The organism is Allobosea sp. LjRoot9 (genome assembly GCF_964252745.1).
GTDB lineage: Bacteria > Pseudomonadota > Alphaproteobacteria > Rhizobiales > Beijerinckiaceae > Allobosea.
In genome coordinates this window covers 642,148-664,113 of sequence record NZ_CAXUPC020000001.1, presented here as the reverse complement: position 1 = coordinate 664,113, position 21,966 = coordinate 642,148, and the positions used below count along the sequence as shown (strand labels likewise).

General features: G+C 65.4%; 14 protein-coding genes. 11 read left to right on the top strand and 3 right to left on the bottom strand.

The features are described 5' to 3' along the window. Positions 1-125 precede the first annotated feature (125 nt). From guaB to ACSQ3P_RS03170, 9 genes are all read left to right on the top strand, one after another. Positions 126-1,619 (top strand): IMP dehydrogenase, encoded by a 1,494-nt coding sequence (gene guaB / locus ACSQ3P_RS03210; protein ID WP_436164199.1) that lies wholly within the window; start codon positions 126-128, stop codon positions 1,617-1,619. A gap of 179 nt (positions 1,620-1,798) precedes the next feature. Then, complete coding sequence (locus ACSQ3P_RS03205) at positions 1,799-2,209, top strand: MAPEG family protein (RefSeq protein ID WP_436164198.1); 411 nt, start codon at positions 1,799-1,801, stop codon at positions 2,207-2,209. A gap of 207 nt (positions 2,210-2,416) precedes the next feature. Beyond that, on the top strand, positions 2,417-3,658 hold the full coding sequence (locus ACSQ3P_RS03200) for an efflux RND transporter periplasmic adaptor subunit (RefSeq protein ID WP_436164197.1): 1,242 nt from the start codon (positions 2,417-2,419) through the stop codon (positions 3,656-3,658). After that, positions 3,658-6,801 (top strand): efflux RND transporter permease subunit, encoded by a 3,144-nt coding sequence (locus tag ACSQ3P_RS03195; protein ID WP_436164196.1) that lies wholly within the window; start codon positions 3,658-3,660, stop codon positions 6,799-6,801. Before ACSQ3P_RS03200 ends, ACSQ3P_RS03195 begins: the two co-directional genes overlap by 1 nt. A gap of 296 nt (positions 6,802-7,097) precedes the next feature. Continuing rightward, positions 7,098-8,138, top strand: a complete 1,041-nt coding sequence (locus tag ACSQ3P_RS03190) for a DUF2865 domain-containing protein (RefSeq protein WP_436164195.1) — start codon at positions 7,098-7,100, stop codon at positions 8,136-8,138. Positions 8,139-8,332: 194 nt separating this feature from the next. Beyond that, the gene (locus ACSQ3P_RS03185) at positions 8,333-9,346 is read left to right on the top strand and encodes an extracellular solute-binding protein (RefSeq protein ID WP_436164194.1); all 1,014 of its coding nucleotides are present in this window, start codon (positions 8,333-8,335) and stop codon (positions 9,344-9,346) included. Then, positions 9,343-11,022: an ABC transporter permease gene (locus ACSQ3P_RS03180; protein WP_436164193.1), complete on the top strand. Its 1,680-nt coding sequence runs from the start codon at positions 9,343-9,345 to the stop codon at positions 11,020-11,022. The genes ACSQ3P_RS03185 and ACSQ3P_RS03180 overlap by 4 nt, the downstream gene beginning before the upstream one ends. Before the next feature lie 136 nt (positions 11,023-11,158). Beyond that, entirely contained in the window at positions 11,159-12,913 is a 1,755-nt protein-coding gene (locus tag ACSQ3P_RS03175) for an AsmA family protein (protein WP_436164192.1), read from the top strand. Positions 12,914-13,016: 103 nt separating this feature from the next. Next, positions 13,017-14,210: an E22 family MetX-like putative esterase gene (locus tag ACSQ3P_RS03170; RefSeq protein WP_436164191.1), complete on the top strand. Its 1,194-nt coding sequence runs from the start codon at positions 13,017-13,019 to the stop codon at positions 14,208-14,210. Between the two features lie 333 nt (positions 14,211-14,543). Here the strand turns inward: ACSQ3P_RS03170 and ACSQ3P_RS03165 are convergent, their stop codons facing one another. Then, entirely contained in the window at positions 14,544-14,744 is a 201-nt protein-coding gene (locus ACSQ3P_RS03165) for a hypothetical protein (protein WP_436164190.1), read from the bottom strand. A gap of 292 nt (positions 14,745-15,036) precedes the next feature. Here ACSQ3P_RS03165 and ACSQ3P_RS03160 point away from each other — a divergent pair, with 292 nt between their 5' ends. Next, positions 15,037-16,824, top strand: a complete 1,788-nt coding sequence (locus tag ACSQ3P_RS03160) for a peptide ABC transporter substrate-binding protein (RefSeq protein ID WP_436164189.1) — start codon at positions 15,037-15,039, stop codon at positions 16,822-16,824. Positions 16,825-16,948: 124 nt separating this feature from the next. Here the strand turns inward: ACSQ3P_RS03160 and ACSQ3P_RS03155 are convergent, their stop codons facing one another. Next, a complete protein-coding gene (locus tag ACSQ3P_RS03155) occupies positions 16,949-17,581 on the bottom strand; it encodes a MarC family protein (protein ID WP_436164188.1) in 633 nt (210 codons plus the stop codon). 258 nt (positions 17,582-17,839) lie between these two features. Between ACSQ3P_RS03155 and gyrA the strand changes: the two genes are divergently transcribed. Then, complete coding sequence (gene gyrA, locus ACSQ3P_RS03150; protein WP_436164187.1) at positions 17,840-20,605, top strand: DNA gyrase subunit A; 2,766 nt, start codon at positions 17,840-17,842, stop codon at positions 20,603-20,605. A gap of 183 nt (positions 20,606-20,788) precedes the next feature. On the opposite strand, the gene ACSQ3P_RS03145 is transcribed toward gyrA, so the two are convergent. Then, on the bottom strand, positions 20,789-21,904 hold the full coding sequence (locus tag ACSQ3P_RS03145; RefSeq protein WP_436164186.1) for a M20 family metallopeptidase: 1,116 nt from the start codon (positions 21,902-21,904) through the stop codon (positions 20,789-20,791). Positions 21,905-21,966: the final 62 nt, after the last annotated feature.

Sequence of the window (21,966 nt, the reverse complement as noted above, 5' to 3'; positions counted from 1 at the left end):
GGGCATTTTTCAACAACAGCCCTAGCGGCAGCGTCACACGCATGATAACGGGCCTCGTCAACCCGATCACGGCTCCCCCGCCAGATCTTGAAAACAGGCCGCTCGAACCGGCCCCGGAGTTGACGATGGCATTCCCGACTGACGGCCTCATTCGCGACGGTTTGACCTTCGACGACGTGCTGCTTGAACCCGGTCCGTCCGAGGTCATGCCGGCCGATGTCGATATCTCGACCAAGCTCACCAAGACGATCTCGCTGAACCTGCCGATCATCGCCTCGGCTATGGACACGGTGACGGAAGCCAGGATGGCGATCGCGATGGCGCAGGCAGGCGGCCTCGGCGTCATCCATCGCAATCTGGAGGCCGACCAGCAGGCCGCCCAGGTCCGCCTCGTCAAGAAGTTCGAATCGGGGATGATCGCCAATCCGATCACCATCTATCCCGACGAAACGCTCGCCGACGCGCTCGGATTGATGAAGCAGAACGGCATCTCCGGCATTCCGGTGGTCGAGCGCGGGCCGCAGGGCCACAAGGGCAAGCTTGTCGGCATCCTGACCAACCGCGATGTCCGCTTCGCCGCCAATCCGGAGCAACCCGTCGCCGAACTGATGACCAAGGACCGGCTGATCACGGTGCGCGAGGGCGTCGATCAGGACGAAGCGCGCCGCCTCCTCCACCAGTTCCGCATCGAGAAGCTCCTGGTCGTCGACGACCATTATCGCTGCATCGGCCTGATCACCGTCAAGGACATGGAGAAGCAGGTCGCCCACCCCAACGCCGCCAAGGATTCGCATGGCCGGCTCCTGGTCGCGGCCGCGACGACGACCGGAGATCTCGGCTTCGAACGCTCGGAGCTGCTGATCGACGCAGGCGTCGACATCATCGTCGTCGACACCGCCCATGGCCATTCCGCCAAGGTGCTACAGGCGGTGACGCGGGTGAAAAAGCTCTCCAACGCCGTGCAGATCATCGCCGGCAACGTCGCCACCGCCGGCGGCGCCCAGGCGCTGATCGACGCTGGCGCGGATGCGATCAAGGTCGGCATCGGCCCAGGCTCGATCTGCACCACCCGCATCGTCGCCGGCGTCGGCGTGCCCCAGCTCACTGCCGTGATGGACGCAGCCTCCGCCGCGCAGAAGCTGGGCATCCCGGTGATCGCCGATGGCGGAATCAAATACTCAGGCGATCTCGCCAAGGCATTGGCGGCAGGGGCTTCCTGCGCCATGGTCGGCTCGCTGCTGGCGGGCACGGACGAGACGCCGGGCGAGGCCTTCCTCTATCAGGGCCGCTCCTATAAATCCTATCGCGGCATGGGCTCGGTCGGCGCGATGGCGCGCGGCTCGGCCGACCGCTACTTCCAGCAGGACATCAAGGACGCACTCAAGCTTGTGCCCGAGGGCATTGAGGGCCAGGTCGCCTATAAGGGCCCGGTCTCCAGTGTCCTGCACCAGCTCGCCGGGGGCCTGCGCGCCGCCATGGGCTATGTCGGCGGCAAGGATCTCGCCGATTACCAGGCCAAGGCCCGCTTCATCCGCATCACCAGCGCGGGCCTGCGCGAGAGCCATGTCCACGACGTCACGATCGTGCGCGAGAGCCCGAACTACCCGACCCGTTCTTGAGAGCAAGAGCAGGATGCGAAGAAGTCGGAGCCGGTTTTTCGCACTGATCCTGCTCGCACTCCTAGGTGAGAGACGGATTCAGATTTCAGCTGGGATCACTGTGTGATCCCAGCTGAAATCGTCCGGCTCTGGCACAACCTGTGCCGTAGTCTCAAGAAAACAGGGAACGGGAGCGCGCGATGACGTTGAAACTGGTCTACCCGACATTGGCGATGATCCTGTGGATCTTCGTGGTGCTCGTCATCGTCTTCCTGCGCCGCCAGGCCGCCTTCAAGAGCAAGCAGGTGCGCCTGGCCGATGTCGCCGTCTCCGCCGAGGGCTATCCGGAGCCCGCCCGGTTGGCGGCGGCGAATTTCTCGAACCAGTTCGAGACGCCGGTCATCTTCTTCGCGCTGATCATGCTGGCGATGGAGGTCGGCGCCAGCGGCTATGCGATGGCGGGGCTGGCCTGGGCCTTCGTCGCCACCCGCGTCATCCACACACTGATCCATGTCGGCTCGAACGCGATGAAGCCGCGCGCCATCGTGTACGCGCTCGGCGTGCTGATCCTGTTCCTGATGTGGATCGGGGTGGTCCTCGCGGTCATCTGAGACGACGCACGCCAGAGGCGATTCGAGAGCCTGATATATCCTGTCTGGACGCCTGTCACATCCTCGCTACATGCCGCGATAAACCGTGTTTATAGCTTGCGCCCCTGACCCAGCGTCGGCATGCTAAATGCTTGCGGCGGTAACGGTTTGGGGACAACCGTTTGGTTGGGATCAGAGGCTCGTCCTCCCTCTGGCGCAAGGCTTGACATGGCAGTTCTGACTTTTGGGCGCGTGGCTCTTTTGGCCGTCGTCGGCGCGGTAGGCGCAGGCGCGGGTTTTCATTATGCCGGCAAGCCGGTGCCATGGCCTCTCGACAAGATACCTTACGGCAAGGTCATACCACCGCTGACGGAAGCCGCGCAGCCCGCGCAGCGCGCAGCAGCCCCGCAACGCCCGCCGGTGACGATCGTCACCGGCAAGGCCGAGCGCATGCCGATGCCGGTGCGGCTCGACGCCATCGGCACGGTGCAGACGCTGTCGGCCGTCACGGTGCGCTCCCGCGTCGAAAGCCAGATCATGGAAGTCGGCTTCAAGGACGGCGATTACGTCAAGAAGGGTGACCTGCTCTTCCGGCTCGATTCCCGCCAGCTCGAAACGCAGCTCAGGCAGGCCGAGGCGAACGTCGTGCGCGACAAGGCCTCCCTGGTCTCGGCCGAGGCCGATCTGCGCCGCGCCGAGGAACTCGCCAAACGCGACTTCGCCACCGACCAGCGGCTTGAGACGGCGCGCGCCGCGGCTGCGACCTTGCGGGCCTCGATCCGCGGCGGCGAAGCAGCGGTCGACGGGCTGAAGGTCCAGCTCAGCTACTACACCATCGTCTCGCCGGTTTCGGGCCGCATCGGCGTCGCAGCGCTGAAGGAAGGCAACATCGCCAAGGTCGGCGATACCTCCGGCGCCTTGGCGACGATCAACCAGATCGACCCGATCTATGCCAGCTTCGCCCTGCCCCAGCGCCATCTGCCGGCGATCCGCGCCGCGATGAACGCCGACACCGCCACGGTCCTGGCAACGCAACAGGGCGTGGCCAAGGGCGTCGAGGGTAAGATCGCGGTCGTCGACAACATTGTCGACGCAACCACCGGTACGATCCAGCTGCGCGCCATCTTCGACAATGCAGCCGAGACGCTCTGGCCGGGCGCGCTCTGCCAGGTCCGCGTCACCTTGCGCGTCGAGCCCGAGGCACTGACCGTGCCGCGCGAGGCCGTCCAGAACGGCCAGAACGGCCCCTTCGTCTTCGTCATCGAAGACAATATCGCCAAAGCGCGCACCGTCGTGCTCGACCGCACCGTAGATGGGCGCGTCGTGCTCGCCTCGGGCCTGAAGGGCGGCGAGGCTATCGTCGTCGACGGCGCGCTGCTGCTGACCGACGGCGCCCGCACGATCGAGCGCAGTCGCGGCGGCCAGCAAGTGCCGAGCAACCAGACCTCTCAGCGCGGGAGTGCCGGCTGATGAACCTGCCCGAGGCCTGCATTCGTCGTCCGGTGATGACGACGTTGATCATGGCGACCTTCCTGATCTTCGGCTTTTTCGCCTTCAAGCAATTGCCGGTCGCGGCGCTGCCGCGCGTCGATTTCCCGACCATCAATGTCAGCGCCCGCATGCCGGGCGCGTCGCCAGAGACAATGGCCTCCTCGATCGCGGCGCCGCTCGAGCGCGAATTCGCCTCGATCTCCGGCATCACCTCGATGTCCTCGGTCTCGCAGCAGGGCTCGACCTCGATCACGCTGCAATTCGACCTCAACCGCAATATCGACGGCGCTGCGCTCGACGTGCAGGCGGCGCTGAGCGCGACCGCCCGGCGACTGCCGCCGGAGTTGCCGACGCCGCCGAGCTTCAGGAAGGTCAATCCAGCCGATACGCCGATCCTGTTCATGGTGCTGACCTCGGCGACCAAGCCGCTCTACGAGGTCCATGAATTCGGCGAGAACGTGCTGCAGCAGCAGATTTCGCAGCTCAACGGCGTTGCCCAGGTCAACATCTTCGGCGCGCAGAAATATGCCGTGCGCGTCAAGATCAATCCCGATGCGGTCTCCTCGCGCGGTCTTGCGCTCTCGGATGTGCGCACCGCCATCGCCGCCGCAAATTCGAATTCGCCGGTCGGCACGCTGAACGGCGAAAACCAGCGCCTGACGCTGGGCGCAACCGGCCAGATGGAGCGCGCCGCCGAATACGGCAATCTGATCGTCGCCCAGAAGAACGGCGTGCCGATCCGGCTCGAGGACCTCGCCACCGTCTATGACTCGGTCGAGAACGACCAGACCGCGAGCTGGTACAACGGCCAGCGCTCGATCCTGCTCGCCGTCTATCGCCAATCCGACGCCAATACCGTCGATGTCGTCGACAGCATCAAGGCCCGGATCGAGAGCTATCGCTCACAGCTGCCCGCCGCGATCGAGCTGCACGCGCTGAACGACCGCTCGATCCCGATCCGCGAGGCGGTCGAGGACGTCGAGTTCTCGCTCGTCGTCGCGATCGCGCTCGTCATCATGGTGATCTTCCTCTTCCTGAAGAGCCTGGCTGCAACCGTGATCCCGACGCTAGCGCTGCCGATCTCGCTGATCGGCACCTTCGCGATCATGTACGCGCTCGGCTATTCGCTCGACAACATCTCGCTGCTGGCGCTGACGCTGGCGGTAGGCTTCGTCGTCGACGATGCCATCGTCATGCTGGAAAACATCATCCGGCATATCGAGATGGGCAAGAAGCCGTTCCAGGCGGCGCTCGACGGCTCGCGCGAGATCGGCTTCACCATCCTGTCCATCACCATCTCGCTGGTGGCGGTGTTCATCCCGGTCTTCTTCATGGGCGGTGTCGTCGGCAAGGTCTTCGCCGAGTTCGCCGGCACGATCGCCGCCTCGATCATCGTCTCGGGCTTCGTCTCGCTGACGCTGACGCCGATGCTGTGTGCGCGCTTCCTCAAGGCGCATGACCATCACAAGAAGCCCAACATCGTCGAGCGGGTCTTCGAGGCCGGCTTCCAGGCGATGCTCGACGCCTATCGCTGGACGCTGGACTGGGTCCTCAAGGCTCGCGTCCTGATGCTGATCTTCACGCTCGCCACAGTCTGGGTCTCGGCGTCGCTCTACACCTCGATCCCGAAGGGTTTCTTCCCCACCGAGGACACCGGCCTGCTACGTGCCTCGACCGAAGGGCCACCCGACACCTCCTTCGAGGCCATGGCCGAGCGCCAGCAGCGGGTCTCGGCCATCGTTAAGGCCGATCCCGCAGTCGATTATCTGAACGCCAATATCGGCGGCTTCAACGCCACCAGCAACGGCTTCATGTTCATCTCGCTGAAGCCGAAGGAGCAGCGCGACAAGGCCGAGGTGGTCATCGCCAGGCTCAGGCGCGCGACCGCCGAGGTGCCCGGCATCACCGCCGTGTTCCAGCAGGTCCAGAACATCAACCTGAACGCGGGGCGCTCCTCGCGCGCGCAGTACCTCTATTCGCTGCAGGGGCCGGACCTGAATCAGATCTTCACCTATGCGCCGATGATGCAGCAGCGGCTCGCCCAGATCCCGCAATTGCGCGACGCCAATATCGACCTGCAATTGCGCAATCCGCAGCTCTCGATCGACATCGACCGCGAGCGCGCCGCCAGCCTCGGCATCACCAGCGACCAGATCCGGCAGGCGCTGGGCAATGCCTTCGGCTCGCGCCAGATCGCGACGATCTTCACCCCGGCGACCGACTATCAGGTCATCATGGAGGCCGACCGCATCTACCAGCAGGACCCAGGCGTGCTCTCGCGCCTGCAGCTCAAGGCCGCGAACGGCCTCAACGTGCCGCTGGAATCGGTCGCGACGATCAAGCCGAGCGTCGGGCCGCTGGCGGTCAACCGCATCTCGCAGCAGCCGGCGGTGACGATCTCGTTCAACACCGCGCCGGGCATCTCGCTTGGCGACGCGGTCAACGCCATCCGGGCGGCCGAGCGCGACGTCAACCTGCCCCCCACCATCGTGACCAGCTTCGCCGGCTCCGCCCAGCTCTTCCAGGATGCGCTGAAGGGCCAGGGCCTGCTGATCTTCGCCGCGATCCTGGTGATCTACATCATCCTCGGGATCCTCTACGAGAGCTTCATCCACCCGATCACGATCCTGTCCGGCCTGCCCTCGGCCGGCCTCGGCGCCCTGCTCGCGCTCGAATATTTCAGCATGGACCTCTCGGTGATCGCGATCATCGGCATCCTGATGCTCGTCGGCATCGTCAAGAAGAACGCGATCATGATGGTCGACTTCGCGATCGAGCGGCGCAAGATGGGCGACGACGCGCTCAGCGCCATCCGCGAGGCGGCGCTGGTGCGCTTCCGGCCGATCATGATGACGAGCTTCGCTGCGATCTTCGGTGTGCTGCCGATCGCGCTGGGCCATGGCGCCGGCGCCGAATTGCGCCAGCCGCTCGGCATCGCCGTCGTCGGCGGCCTGATGGTCTCGCAATTGCTGACGCTCTACATCACACCTGTCGTCTATTTCTATCTCGACAAGGTCGACAGTTGGCTCTCGGGCCGCAACCGGCGGGAGAGCCAGCAGGACATGCTCGTACCAGGCGTCCCCGTGGCGGTACCCCAGGCCGTCCACAAGCCGGATCTCTGAGGCAAAAGGGCGATATAGCCGCCCCTGTTTGCCTGCCCCGCGATCCAAAGGGCGCGCTGCGTTAAGCATCGCGCCCTTTTTTCGTGTGCTGCGCCGCAGCGGCGTTGAAGCTTAACAAAAAGTAAACTACACCCATTCGGCGGCGGACGAGTGAACAAGCGTAGGGTGGAGTCGACGCGATGTTACGTGTCCGTGAAGTTCCGGCGGGAGGTTTTTCCCGCAGCGAAAGTCTTGTCGCCGCAAGCACCGCCGCGCCATCTGCGTCACGGGGCCACCGTGCGACCAGGCTCATCGCGATGACGGGGCTGGGCCTGGCGCTCGGCGCGGGCGGCGCGATCTTCACCATCTCTCTCGTCCAGGCCGAGGACGATGCCGGCGCCCGCACTTTTCTGCTGCAGGAAGGCGCCAATCGCCGCGCCGCGCAGCAGGCTGCCTCAGCACCCGCCGCACCGACCGCCTACGCGCCGTCTCGCGGCCGCTGGGAATTGCCGCTCTGGCGCACGCAGGCCGATGGCCGCATCGCCCACCCCACGGTCAGCCTCAATCCGTTCCGACCGCATGATGCGCCCGCCGGCGTGGCGGAGCGCCAGCACGCCAAAACACAGCAGGCCAAAACACAGCAGGCCAGGACACAGCAGGCCAAGACTTGGCAGGCCATGACGCGGCAAGCGGTCCGGCTCGATACGGTCTCCGGCGCGGCCGATGTCGCCCGCACCATCTGCGTACGTATGTGCGACGGCTTTCACGCGCCCATCGGTTATCTGCGCAACCAGTCCGACATGAAGGCCCATGAGGCGCTCTGCCAGGCAATGAATCCGGGCATACCCGTCAAGGTCTTCCGGGTTGCCGCCGGCGCAGCGACCATCGAAGAAGCCCAGGCCGCCGACGGCAAGCGCTACTCCGCCCTGCCCGTCGCCCATGGCCATGAGACCTCAGCCGATCCCGCTTGCCGGCCCGCTATCGTCCAGGCCGGAGAGCGCCGGGTCTCGCTCTTGCGCGATTTCACCCTGCGTCCCGGCGACAGCGTCGTGCTTGACGGCAAGGTCCGCACCTTCATGGGCGGCTCGCGCTGGCCTTACAGCACCAGCGACTTCCGCGATTTCCGCAAGGCCTCCGAGCTCAGCAAGGGCCAGCGCCAGCAGATCGACGAGCGCGTCGGCATCTCGCGCATGGAGGCACAGGCGCGCGGCCTGCGCCGGCAGATGCTCCTGCGCGAGGCCAGCCTGCATGACGACAGCGTCGTCAGCGACGCGGTCCCATTGCGCGGCACGCTCGATCCCACCGCGCGTGGACAGGCCCGCATTATCCCGATCGCCACATCCTCGACGCAGCCCTGATGCTGGTCTCCCCGCCGAAAAACGGCAGATTGGGCAGCCTCGCATTCTTTAGAATTATGCTAAAGTGATGCTAGATTAGAATGCATTCAAGCCTCTGATCTTGCTCCATTTTCTGTTGACGCAACGCCAACCTGCCACTACCCCTCCCGGCCTCAAGCCCCAGAAGCGGGCCTTTAATCGAGAGGGAGCGCCCCATGATCCACTCCACCCATCTGTCCGCCCTGGCGCTGGCCACCGGCCTGCTGGCGACACCGGTCATGGCCCAAAGCGTCAACCTCTACACCACGCGTGAGCCCGGCCTGCTCAATCCGGTGCTCGCCGCCTTCACCCAGGACACCGGCATCAAGGTCAACGCCGTGTTCCTGAAGGACGGCTTGCAGGAGCGCATCAAGGCGGAAGGCGCCAACAGCCCTGCCGACGTGATGCTGGTGGTCGATGTCGGCGAGATCAACGCGGCCGTGGACGCCGGCATCACCCAGCCGGTCAAGTCGGCAGCTGTCGACAAGATTGTGCCGGCGCAATTGCGCGGCCCCGACGACAGCTGGGTCACCCTGACCAAGCGCGCCCGCATCGTCATCGTCTCGAAGGACCGGGTACAGCAGGACGCGATCACCTATGAGGATCTCGCCGACCCGAAATGGAAGGGCAGGTTCTGCATCCGCGCCGGCCAGCACCCCTATAACAACGCCTTCTTCGCTGCTTACCTCGCCCGCAACGGCGCCGAGAAGACGGAAGGCTATCTCAAGGCGTTGAAGGCCAACACCGCCCGCAAGCCCGGCGGCGGCGACCGCGATGTCGCCCGCGACATCCTCTCGGGCCAGTGCGACATCGCCTTGATCAACACCTATTACATCGGCCTGATGAGCCAGGCGAAGAATGAGCAGAAGGGCTGGTACGACGCGATCAAGCCACTGAAGACCAGCTTCGCCGACGGCGGTACGCATGTGAACGTCTCAGCCGCCGCGATCGCCAAGAACGCGCCCAACAAGGACAATGCGGTCAAGCTGATCGAATACATGCTCACCCCGAAGGCGCAGGAGCTCTATGGCGACGGCAACTTCGAATTCCCGGTCAATGCCGATGTCAAGGAGAGCGCCGCCGTCAAGCTGCTCGGCGCGATCACCCCCGACAAGACGCCGCTGACCGACATCGCCAGGAACCGCAAGGCCGCGGCCGACCTCGTCGACAAGGTCGGCTTCGACAATTGAGCCTGGGCGCTCCCACCAGATCGCGGCGACGGCCGTCATTCCCATGGCGGCCGTCGACGCGCTTTGCCTGGGCGTCGCTGCTCGGAGCAGGGCTTGTCGCCGCTCCTCTCATCGCGCTGGCACTGACCGCGCTCTCGCCGGAGGCCGCGCAGATCTGGCCGCATCTCGCCACCAACGTCATTCCTCGGGCGCTCGGTGACACCTTGCGGCTGCTGCTCGGCGTCGGCGCCCTCTGCGCGGTGATCGGCGTCGCAACCGCCTGGCTCGTCACGCAATATGACTTTCCGGGTCGGCGCGCCTTCGAATGGCTGCTGGTCCTGCCGCTGGCGATGCCGACCTACATCACCGCCTATATCTACGTGGAATTCCTAGGCTTCCAGGGGCCGTTCCAAACGGGCCTGCGGGCGCTCACCGGCTGGCGCTCGCTGCGCGATTACTGGTTTCCCGACCCTCGCAATCTCGTCGGCGCGATCATCATCATGGCGCTCGTGCTCTATCCTTACGTCTATCTCAGCGTGCGGGCGCTTTTCGGCCTGCAGGGTGCGGCGATGGTCGAGGCGGCGCGCACCTTAGGCGCCTCGCGACGGCGCCTGTTCTGGCATATCGGCCTGCCGATGGCGCGCCCGGCCCTGGCGGCCGGCCTGACGCTCGCCTTGCTGGAAACCCTGAACGATGTCGGCGCCACCGAATATCTCGGCGTGCACTCGTTGACGCTGTCGATCTACACGACCTGGGTCAATCGCGGCTCGCTACCCGGAGCGGCCCAGATCGCCTGCGTCATGCTGGTGATGGTTGTAGGGCTGATCCTTATCGAGAAACATCTGCGCGGCCAGCGCCGCTTCGCGCTCTCGGTGCGCCAGCCGCGCCCCGTTGGGCGCATCCGGCTCACCGGGCGCGCAGCCTTCAGTGCCGCGCTCGTCTGCGCCCTGCCCGTCCTGTTCGGCGCGCTCCTGCCGATCGGCTTCCTGCTCGGCGAGGTGCTGTCACGCGGTCTGCTGGAGCAGGTCGACGCCGCCTTGCTGCGAAATCTCGCCAATGCGCTGCTGCTCGCAAGCCTCGCCTCGGGCCTCGTCGTCGCGCTCGGCCTCGCCATCGCGGCGGCCAGCCGGCTTGGGCGCGAGGCCTGGCTCCCGGCTCTGGCGCGCATAGCCTCGCTCGGCTACGCCGTGCCCGGCACGGTGCTGGCGCTGGGCTTGCTGGTACCGCTCGCGGCACTGGACAACAGGCTCGCCGACGCCGCCCAGACCTGGCTCGGCGTCAATCCGGGCCTCCTTCTGATCGGCTCCGGCGCTGCGCTCGTCATCGCCTATACCGTGCGCTTCCTCTCCATCGCGATTGTCGGCATCGAAAGCGGGCTCGCGCGGGTTTCGCCGCGCATCGACGACGCCGCCCGGCTGCTCGGCGCCGGGGCGCCCGAATTGCTGCGGCGCGTGCATTGGCCGTTGATGCGCCCGGCGATCGCCGCCGCGGCCTTGCTCGTCTTCGTCGATTGCCTGAAGGAGCTGCCGGCGACGCTGCTGCTGCGGCCACTTAATCTCGACACCCTGGCGACGATCGTCTACGGCCACGCCTCGCGCGGCAGCTTCGAAGACGGTGCGCTCGCCAGCCTGTTGATCGTGCTGGCCGGCCTCTATCCCGCCATCATCCTGGCGCGGGCTGGCGGCAAGCCCGCCTGAATCACGACAAAACCGGTTCTCGACAAGGCCGGTTGTCTCGACAAGATCGGTCATCTCGACAAGGTCTTGGCATCGTCATAAACCGGTCACCGGCCGAAAACCGGCTTCAGGCCGGATTCCCGCCACGCAAAGGCTCATGACAAGACGCGCTTCCATTCTCGCCTACGGCCTCGTCATCGCCGTCGTGCTGCTCGGATTGCAATCCTGGAGCATCGCGGTCGGGCGGGTGGAGCAGCGTGTAATCGCGGCCATCGAGTTGCGCACCGGGCTCGAGGTCACCGGGCTCGAACGCGCCGAGATCGCGCTTCTGCCCTTGCCGCGCATCAGCCTGTCCAAGGTCACCTTCCGGCAGCGCGACGACCTCCTGACGGGCTCAGCCTTGCGGATCAAGGCTCGCGCGCGCATTTTGCCTCTGCTCATCGGGCAGTTCAGGTTCGACCGCATCGAATTGGTCGTGCCGCAGATCGACGTCGCGGTCGCAGGCACGGATGACGGGCTCGGCGACTGGCTCACGCCGCCCCTGGCCTATCTCGAGAGGCTGAAAGTCCAGAGCCGTATCATCATCACCGCCGGCTCGGTCTTCATGCGGGCGCAGGGCGTGATCCGCACCATCCTGCGCGACGTCAACCTCGTCCTCCAGGACCGCGACGCCAGCGAGCCCCTGAGCCTGTCGGGTTCACTGACCTGGCGCGGCGTGCCAACGCAGGTCAGCCTGCTCTGGCCGATGGCCGGCGCGAATGCGCGGCTGGCGCTGACGGCGGCCTCGCCCGTGCTGAACCTGCAATTCGAGGGCATTCGCAGCGGCCTGAACGACCCCGTCGTCAACGGCCGGCTCTCGCTTGCGACCAAGGCCTTGCCCGAACTGCTCGGCTGGTTCGGCGAAACGCCGCGTCTGGCCTCCGCGATCGGCCCGCTGCACCTGACCGCCGACGCGCAGATCAAGCCGCATGAGGCCTCGCTGAGCAACGCCGTCGTCAGCCTCGAAGGCGAGCGGCTCGAAGGCGCGATCAAGCTCGGCGACGCCGGCGGGCGGCTGGCCCTGTCCGGCACGCTGGCTGGCGCGACGCTCGATCTCGGCCGGCTCTATGGTCGCCTCGGCGTGCTGCCCGCCACCGCGCCGGAGAATGAGAGCGCCCCGCTCGATTTCGACGCCTGGACCGCCCATGACATCGACCTGCGCATCTCCGTCGATGCGGCCAGGGTCAACGGCGCGCGGCTCGATGATGTCGCGACCTATCTCCTGGTCAAAAAGGGGCGCTTCGAGGCAGGGCTGCTGCGCGCCGGCGCTTATGGTGGCAGCGTGAAGGGCCGGCTCCTGGCGCTGGCAGCGCCGGGCGGCGTCGACGTCAAGCTCCAGGGCGGCTTCGACAAGGTCAATCTCGGCAAGGCTGCTGGCGATGTGCCGGATCTGGCGAAGCTCAGCGGCACCGGCACGCTACAAATCGCGCTGGACGGTCTCGGCGCCTCCTTCGAAGAGGTCGTCGCCTCGCTCGGTGGCAAGGCCGGCCTGAGCCTGCGCCAGGGCGAGCTCGGCGGCGTTGCCTTCGGCGAATTGCTGCGCCGGATGGAGCGCAATCCAAGCCTCGTGCTGCGCGACTGGCGGCAGGGCAAGACCCCGTTCGAGACAGCGGCAGTCAATCTCAGCATCGCCAATGGCGTCGCGATGGTGACCGATGCGCAGATGATCGGACCCGGCTATCAATTGACGCTCGCCGGCCAGGTCTCGCTGCCTGGGCGCGCCTATGAAATGGGCCTCCTGCTCACGCCCAGCAATGGCCCGCTGCGCCTGCCCTTCACCTTCAAGGGTCCGCTCGAAAACCCTACGCTCGAGCTCGACACCGAGGCGCTGTCGCGCGGAGCCACGGCTTTTCCGACACAGCTGCTACGCTGAACAGAGCCCGGAACGCCGCTTTTTACGGCTTTCATTGCGGGGCGAATTCCGCTCTCATGCCTCCCAAGGTCGCCTGACGGCCGTTCAAGGGGAGGATATCGGCATGAAGCACTGGATTGCGGGCGCGGTCGGCGTCGTGGGATTGATGATGACGGGCATGATCACGACGGGCGCGGCCGAAGCGCAAGAGCTGATCGTCGAGAAGAAGATCTTCGAACTTCCGAGCTACACCACGCAAGGCGGCCGAACCCTGAAGAACGTCAAGGTCGGCTGGGAGAGCTACGGCACGCTCAACGCCGACAAATCGAACGCGATCCTGATCTGCCATTTCTTCTCCGGCAATTCGCACGCCGCCGGCAAATATGCGGCCGCAGACGCCGCGCCCGGCTATTGGGACGCCATCGTCGGTCCCGGCAAGGCGATCGACACCAACAAATATTTCGTCCTCTCCTCCGATACGCTGGTGAACCTCAACACCGGCGACCCCAAGACCACGACGACCGGCCCCGCCTCGATCGATCCCGACACCGGAAAGCCCTATGCGCTCGACTTCCCGGTCGTGACCGTCGGCGACTTCGTCAATGTCCAAAAGGCCTTGGTGGAAAGTCTCGGCATCAAGAAGCTCGCCTTGGTCGCCGGCCCCTCGATGGGCGCGCTCCAGACTTATGAATGGGCGGCGAGCTATCCCGAGATGGTCGCCAAGGCGATGCCGGTGATCGGCGCGGCCGAGGCTGACGCACAGCTCATCGCCTGGCTCGACGTCTGGGCCGCGCCCATCCTGGTCGACCAGAACTGGAACAAGGGTGATTACTACGGCAAGACCCCGCCCAATGCCGGCCTCGCCAAGGCGCTGGCCGTGGTCACGCTCCAGGCCAATCACGGCGACTGGACCAACGGTACCTTCGGCCGCCGTCCCGCCAAGGAGGGCGACGCTCCAGCCAAGGCGCTCGCCAACAAGTTCCAGGTCCAGAGCATTTTGGACAATGCTGGCGAGGCCCGCGCAAAAGTCTCGGACGCCAACCATTTCCTCTATCTGGTCAAGGCCAACCAACTCTATGCCGCCGGCGGCATCTCGCTGGCGGACGCGGCCAGCAAGATCAAGGCGCCCATGCTGCTGATCAGCCAGCCCAAGGACCTCGTCTTCACCGCGGACGCAATCGAGCGCACCGCCGAGACGCTCAAGAAGGGCGGCGTCAACCTCACCCAGGCCTTCATCCAAGGCACGCGTGGCCATCTCGACGGCGTCATCTCAATGAAGCAGGCAGAGGGCGCGATCCGGGCGTTTCTGGAGAAATAGCTCTCGTCTCTTTTCGACCAATCGTGCGGTCATTCCGGACAATAAGTGAGGACGTTATCCCCGTTTCTGGAAGGCTGCGTCGCCCTTTTCCCTTCTCCCCTCGCGGGAGAAGGTGCCCTGGCAGGGGCGGATGAGGGGGCGCCGTGCCCTGTCCGGTTGGCGTCGTGTTCGGCTAGATGGAAAGCTCACAGCGCCCCCTCATCCGTCTCGGCTTCGCCGATCCACCTTCTCCCACGAGGGGAGAAGGGAGAAGGCGCCACTTTCTGAAGCATGCGGGTTCTGAAGCATGCGGGAGCGGGGTTCCTCCGCCCCGCCAGAGCCACAGGTACGCCCCTATCGGCCGCGGCGGCTGTCTTGCTCCCGGCGCCAGGCGATCAGGGAAATGAATAGCGGCCCTGCGGTTACGGCGATGATGGCTCCGCCTACCATCCATCCCAGCGCGCCTCCGCCGATCAATTCGTCGCCCACAAACGCCGCAGCGAACACTCCCACGAGCGCAAGCAAAACCTTGGCAATCCAACCGCCCTTGGTCATCGAGAGCTCCGTCCAGTTTCCGTTCACATGAAATTCGTGCGTCTTGGGGGGGCTCCTCCGGAGCCGACCGACAGTCCCCGATAAGTGGTAGCGATTTAAGGAATGTCCGCAATGACGGGCAAGCGGGTCTCAACGCCCTGCCCCCTCAGCCGCCTTAAGCCGGGCTTAAGGTTGTGGCTCTTACGAGAAGAGCCGCAACCAAAGCATAGCCATGCTTTGGATTTAATAAAACAAGACTAGATCAGATCAATTTCTTGATCTGCATCTTGTCTATGCGATGCGAAGGCAAGTTATGAATAGTCAACATATCCAGGGTATGGTGCAAAATCTGAAAGAAGGACGCCTATCGCGGCGCTCTTTCATGCAGAAGATGGCGGCATTTGGCATCGGTGCTCCGATCGCAAGCCAGATTCTCGCCTGGAACAACGTCGCGATGGCGAACGCCACGCTCGAATACAAGCCGGCCAAGGCCGGCGGCGGCGGGCCGCTGAAGCTCCTGCTCTGGCAGGCGCCGACCCTGCTGAACCCCCATTTCGCCTCCGGCACCAAGGACCAGATCGCTTCGCGCATCTTCTATGAGCCGCTGGCCGGCTGGGACAAGGAAGGCAACCTCGTCCCGCAGCTTGCCGCCGCGGTTCCGAGCAAGGAAAATGGCGGCCTCTCGGAAGACGGCACGAGCGTCACCTGGAAGCTGAAGCCGGGCGTGAAGTGGCATGACGGCAAGCCGCTCACCGCCGACGACGTCGTCTTCACCTGGGAATACGCCGCCGACCCGGCGACCGCCGCCTACACCACCGGTGCCTATAAGGACATCAAGGTCGAGAAGGTCGATGATCTGACCGTCAAGGTGATCTTCAGCAAGCCGACGCCGTTCTGGGCCGACCCCTTCGTCGGCGTCGCCGGCATGATCATCCCGAAGCATCATTTCGCCGAATACAAGGGCGCCAAATCGCGCGAGGCCCCGGCCAATCTGAAGCCTGTCGGCACCGGACCCTACAAGTTCGCCGACTTCAAGCCGGGCGACATCCTCGCCGGAACGCGCAACGAGGACTATCACGTCAAGAACCAGCCGCATTTCGACACGCTCGAAGTCAAGGGCGGCGGTGACGCGGTCTCGGCGGCACGCGCCGTGCTGCAGACCGGCGAGTACGACTATGCCTGGGATACGCTGGTCGAGGACGAAGTGCTCAAGCGCCTGGAGACCGGCGGCCGCGGCAAGATCAGCGCGGCGCCCGCAGGCGACGTCGAGTTCATCACCCTGAACACCACCGATCCGTGGACCGAGGTCGATGGCGAGCGCTCAAGCGTCAAGACCAAGCACCCGACGCTGTCCGACCCGGCCGTTCGCCAGGCGATCAACCTGCTGATCGACCGCGACTCGATCCAGAAGTTCATCTATGGCCGCGGCGGCACCGCGACGGCGAGCTTCGTCAACGAGCCGAAGATGTTCAAGTCGAGCAAGCTGAAATACGAGTTCAGCATCGAGAAGGCCAACAAGGTCCTCGATGAGGCGGGCTGGAAGAAGGGCGCCGACGGCATCCGCGAGAAGGATGGCAAGAAGCTCAAATTCGTCTTCCAGACCTCGATCAACGCCCCGCGCCAGAAGGTCCAGGCCATCGTCAAGCAGGCTTGCCAGCGCGCCGGCATCGACCTCGAGCTCAAGTCGGTCACGGCCTCGGTGTTCTTCTCCTCCGACGTCGCCAATCCCGACACCTACACCAAGCTCTATGTCGACATGGAGATGTACACCACGACGCAGCCGCAGCCCGATCCGGAACGCTTCCTCAACCAGTTCACCTCCTGGGAGATCGCCAACAAGGAGAACAAGTGGCTGGGCCGCAACGTCTCGCGCTATTCCGACCCGGCTGCCGACGAGGCCTATAAGGCGGCGCAGAAGGAGCTCGATCCGGCCAAGCGCGCTGCGCTGCTGATCAAGGTCAACGAGATCTTCTGCGAGGCCAACGTCATCCTCCCGGTCCTTTCAAGGACCAAGGTCGTGGCGGCGGCGCAAAGCCTTTCGCATGACCACAGCGGCTGGGACGTCGACACCTGGAACCTCGCAGCCTGGTATCGCAGCTAAGCGCCAGCGGCCCCTCGCTAAGACACCATCTTGGCGAGGGGTTGCTTCGCAAGGCCAGAGCCCGGCGGGTTTGATCCGCCGGGCTTTTCCATATTCAGGCAGCGTCGGGACGGAACGAACCACCCTAGCCCGCCGTGATCACCGCCTTCACGCCATCGATCACGAATTGCACCGCGAGCGCCGCCAGGATCACGCCGAGCAGGCGCGTCAGCACGACATTGCCGGTGACGCCGAGCAGTCGCGCCATCGGCACCGCCAGCAGGAAGACGACGAGGCAGGACAGGATCACCAGGCCGCAGATCACGGCGAGCGAGGCCAGCATCAGCGGGTTGCCCTCGGCCCTGCCGGCCAGCAGCATCATCGCCGTCAGCGCGCCCGGCCCCGCCATCAGCGGGATCGCCAGTGGGAAGGCTGCGACATTGCGGATATGATCCTGCGTGATCGCGATCTCGGCGGTCTGCGCCTTGCGCTCGTTGCGGCGCTCGAACACCATCTCGAACGAAATCCAGAACAGCAGCAAGCCGCCGGCGATGCGGAAAGCCGGCAGCGAGACGCCGAGCGCCTTCAGCACGATGTCCCCCGCCACGCCGAAGAAGGCCATGATGCCGAACGCGATGATACAGGCGCGAACCGCGACCTGCCTGCGCTCGTCGCCCGTCATGCCGCGCGTCAGCGACAGGAAGATCGGCGCGAGGCCCGGAGGGTCGAGCGTGACGAGAAGCGTCACCAGCGCGGAGGTGAGGAAATCGATGTTCATCGCGGGCAGTAAGCCATGCCGCAGGCGCGACCGCCAGCGCCAAGGTGGAACGGGTTAGACAGGGCTCCGAAAGGCCGCTTCCGGCACCAATCAAGGCAGCATTGTGGAACGGGCGACGCCGTCACATCTCGGAGCCCCGCAACCATTTGATTTAAATGGCTTATTTTTCCCTTGAAAAGCCAGCCGCCGCACTGGCTTCCCCGGCCGGAATCGGGTAGCCAGAAGCCTGAAAAATAGCAGGAATCGGGACCCAATCCCTTGAGCGACGACACAGACGACAAGCGCCCGGACGAGCCGCATTTCGGCGGCGACATCAAGCCGATCGCGATCACCGACGAGATGAAGAAGAGCTATCTCGATTACGCCATGAGCGTGATCGTGAGCCGCGCTCTGCCCGACGTCCGCGACGGCCTGAAGCCCGTGCACCGGCGCATCCTGTTCTCGATGCACGAGAACAAGAACACGCCCGACCGGTCCTACACCAAATGCGCCCGCATCGTCGGCGACACGATGGGTAAATACCATCCGCACGGCAATCTCGCGGTCTATGACGCGCTGGTGCGCATGGCGCAGGATTTCTCGCTGCGCCTGCCGCTGATCGACGGCCAGGGCAATTTCGGCTCGATGGACGGCGATAGCGCCGCGGCCGATCGTTATACCGAAGCCAGGCTCGACAAGGCGGCGATGTCGCTGCTGGAGGACCTCGACCTCGACACGGTCGAGTTCCAGCCGAACTATGACGGCAAGGAGCTCGAGCCGAAGGTCCTGCCGGCGCGCTTCCCCAATCTGCTCGTCAACGGCGCCGGCGGCATCGCGGTCGGCATGGCGACCAACATCCCGCCGCATAATCTCGGCGAGGTTATCGATGCCTGCATTGCCTTGATCGAGAACCCCGAGATCTCGATCGACGAATTGATCGAGATCGTGCCCGGCCCGGATTTCCCGACCGGCGCCTCGATCATGGGCAGGAGCGGCATCCACTCCGCCTATCATACCGGCCGCGGCTCGATCGTGATGCGTTCGAAGACGCATATCGAGGAGCTGCGTAAGGAGCGCGAGGCGATCATCGTCACCGAGGTTCCCTATCAGGTGAACAAGGCCTCGATGGTCGAGAAGATCGCCGATCTGGTGCGCGAGAAGCGCATCGAGGGCATCTCGGACCTGCGCGACGAATCCAGCCGCGAGGGCGTCCGCGTCGTCATCGAGATCAAGCGCGACGCGGTCGCCGATGTCGTGCTGAACCAGCTCTACCGCTTCACCCCGCTGCAGACCTCGTTTGGCGCCAATATGGTGGCCCTGACCGGCGGCCGGCCGGAGGTTCTGAACCTCAAGGACTTCATCGCGGCCTTCGTCGAGTTTCGCGAGGAGGTCGTCTCGCGGCGCACCCGCTTCCTGCTGAACAAGGCCCGCGAGCGCGCCCATGTTCTCTGCGGCCTCGCCACGGCGGTTGCTAATATCGACGAGGTCATCCGCCTGATCCGGACCGCGCCGACGCCGGCCGCCGCCCATGCTTCATTGATGGAACGCAACTGGCCGGCAGAAGACATCGCGCCGCTGATCGCGCTGGTCGACGATCCGCGCCATCCGATGAATGCCGACGGCACCTACAAGCTGTCGGACGCCCAGGCCAAGGCGATCCTCGAACTGCGCCTCGCGCGCCTGACGGCTCTGGGCCGCGACGAAATCGGCGAGGAGCTGTCGAAGCTCGCCACCGAGATCGCCGATTATCTCGAGATCCTGCGCTCGCGCGTCCGCATTCAGACGATCATCAAGAACGAGCTCGTCGAGGTGAAGGCCGCCTTCGCCACGCCGCGCCGCACGGTGATCCAGGATTGGGGTTCCGACCTCGACGACGAGGATCTGATCGCGCGCGAGGACATGGTCGTCACCGTCTCTCATGCCGGTTACATCAAGCGCGTGCCGCTCTCGACCTACCGGGCGCAGAAGCGCGGCGGCAAGGGCCGTTCCGGCATGGCGACCCGTGACGAGGATTTCGTCGCGCGTCTCTTCGTTGCCAGCACACACACGCCGGTGCTGTTCTTCTCCTCGCATGGCCAGGTCTACAAGGAGAAGGTCTGGCGGCTGCCGCTGGCGGCGCCGAACGCGCGCGGCAAGGCGCTGGTCAACATGCTGCCGCTCGACCAGAGCGAGCGCATCACCACGATCATGCCGCTGCCGGAGGACGAGGAGAGCTGGGAGAAGCTCGACGTGATGTTCGCCACCGCCTCGGGCGGCGTCAGGCGCAACAAGCTGTCGGACTTCGTCAACGTCAACCGCGCCGGCAAGATCGCGATGAAGCTCGACGAGGGCGACGCCATCGTCGACGTGCAGATCTGCACCGAGGACAACGACGTGCTGCTGACCACGGCGCTGGGCCAGTGCATCCGCTTCCCGGTGCCGGAGGTGCGCGTCTTCAAGGGCCGCGATTCCACCGGCGTGCGCGGCATCAACCTGGCTTCGGGCGACATCGTCATCTCGATGGCGATCCTGCGCCATGTCGAGGCCGACGGCGAGACCCGCCAGGCCTATCTCAAGCTGCGCCGCGCCATCGCCGGTGAGATCGGCGAGGACACCACGGCGAGCGACGGCGAGGAGGCGACCGGCAATGCCGAGATCAGCCAGGAGCGTTATGTCGAGCTCTCCGAGGCCGAGGAGGTCATCCTGACCCTCTCGGTGAACGGCTATGGCAAGCGCACCTCGGCTTATGAGTACCGGATCACCGGGCGCGGCGGCAAAGGCATCGTCGCCATGGCTACCACCGAGCGCAACGGCAATCTGATCGCCTCCTTCCCGGTGGAGGAGAGCGACCAGATCATGCTGGTGACCGATGGCGGCCAGCTCATCCGCTGCCCGGTCGACCAGATCGGCGTCAAGGGCCGCTCGACGCAGGGCGTCACCGTCTTCAACACCGCCGACGGCGAGAAGGTCGTCTCGGTCGAGCGCGTCAGCGATGATGGTGGGGATGATGAGGGCGAAGGCGAGGCCGAGGCCGGCCCGGCGCCGGAGGAGAGCAGCGGGGAGTGATCTCCTCGCCGAGGCGACGAAACAGGAAGGGGCTGCATCGCTGCAGCCCCTTTTTTCTCGGCTCTCCATTAGCCCTCGACACTACACCCGGATCTCGCGGAGCCTGCCATCGGGCCGGCTGAAAGCCGGACCCGGTGGGTCCCCCCGGGATGACTCGCGCTTCTCCGGGCAGACGGAAATGCCTCAAATCGTCTCCAGCAGACCCTTGATCAGCGCCCGGCGCGGGGCGATCGAGGAGACCAGCCCGAATTCGGCGAGCGTATGGGCGCCGCCGCCATCGATGCCGAGGCCGTCCAGCGTGGGGATGCCCAGCGCTGCGGTGAAATTGCCGTCCGAGCCGCCGCCGGTCATCGGCACATCCTGCAGGTCGAAGCCGATCCCCGCCGCGATGCCGCGCGCGGTCTCGAACAGCCCGGCCACAGCGGTCGACTTCTCGTAAGGCGGCCGGTTCATCCCGCCCGTGACCTTGATCACGACATCGGGATCGCGCGGCGTCAGGCCGATGATGCGGTTCTCCATCATCACGCCATCGGCGAGGCTGGTGACGCGGCAATCGACGGAAAACCAGGCGTGCTGCGGAATCACATTGGCCGCGGTGCCGCCGCCGACCAGCGCGACCGAGGTCGTGATGCCGCGCGCATAATCGGTCATGCCCTCGATCGCCAGGATCTGGTGCGCCGCCTCGCGGATGGCGCTGCGGCCATCGGCATGGCGCGTGCCGGAATGGGCGGGCCTGCCCTCGAGCTTGACGTCGAAGCGGCCGACGCCCTTGCGCGCGGTGACGATCCGGCCGCCGTCGCGTGCCGGCTCCGTCACCAGAACGGCCGCCGATTTGCGCCCGATCTCCTCGATCACGCCGCGCGTCGTCGGCGAGCCGATCTCCTCATCGGGCGTGAACAGGAAGACCATCGGCCGCTTGGCCGAGCCCGCAATCGCGACCTCCTTGAAGGCTTGCAGCGCAAGCCAGGCCCCGCCCTTCATGTCGCAGGCGCCCGGCCCATAGAGCTTGTCGCCCTCGACGCGCACAGGCAGATCCTTGGCGCTCGTGCCGACCGGATGGACCGTATCGAGATGCGACATCACCGCGACGGCAAGCTCGCCATTATTGGGACCGGCCCGCAGGATCAGGCTGTCGCCAAGCCCATCGCGGCCCGGCAGGCGCTCGACCGCGATCGGCAGCCCTTCGACCTCCTTGGCGACGAGGTCCATCATCCCGTTCACGCCGGGCGCATGATGGGTCGGGCTCTCCAGGGCAAGCCAGACGGACAGGGCGGAGATAGTGGGATCGACGGTGCTCATGCCGCGAGCTTCGCCAAGAAGCATGGCGCAAGCAAGGACGCGGCCTGGCGCGGCACCCCTGC

Coding starts and splice junctions, on each gene's coding strand:
- ACSQ3P_RS03145 (WP_436164186.1), bottom strand. CDS start 21,904: ATGAGCACCGTCGATCCCACTATCTCCGCCCTGTCCGTCTGGCTTGCC.
- ACSQ3P_RS03155 (WP_436164188.1), bottom strand. CDS start 17,581: ATGAACATCGATTTCCTCACCTCCGCGCTGGTGACGCTTCTCGTCACG.
- ACSQ3P_RS03170 (WP_436164191.1), top strand. CDS start 13,017: ATGAAGCACTGGATTGCGGGCGCGGTCGGCGTCGTGGGATTGATGATG.
- ACSQ3P_RS03195 (WP_436164196.1), top strand. CDS start 3,658: ATGAACCTGCCCGAGGCCTGCATTCGTCGTCCGGTGATGACGACGTTG.
- ACSQ3P_RS03165 (WP_436164190.1), bottom strand. CDS start 14,744: ATGACCAAGGGCGGTTGGATTGCCAAGGTTTTGCTTGCGCTCGTGGGA.
- ACSQ3P_RS03160 (WP_436164189.1), top strand. CDS start 15,037: ATGAATAGTCAACATATCCAGGGTATGGTGCAAAATCTGAAAGAAGGA.
- ACSQ3P_RS03190 (WP_436164195.1), top strand. CDS start 7,098: ATGACGGGGCTGGGCCTGGCGCTCGGCGCGGGCGGCGCGATCTTCACC.
- ACSQ3P_RS03175 (WP_436164192.1), top strand. CDS start 11,159: ATGACAAGACGCGCTTCCATTCTCGCCTACGGCCTCGTCATCGCCGTC.
- ACSQ3P_RS03205 (WP_436164198.1), top strand. CDS start 1,799: ATGACGTTGAAACTGGTCTACCCGACATTGGCGATGATCCTGTGGATC.
- ACSQ3P_RS03200 (WP_436164197.1), top strand. CDS start 2,417: ATGGCAGTTCTGACTTTTGGGCGCGTGGCTCTTTTGGCCGTCGTCGGC.
- guaB (WP_436164199.1), top strand. CDS start 126: ATGGCATTCCCGACTGACGGCCTCATTCGCGACGGTTTGACCTTCGAC.
- ACSQ3P_RS03185 (WP_436164194.1), top strand. CDS start 8,333: ATGATCCACTCCACCCATCTGTCCGCCCTGGCGCTGGCCACCGGCCTG.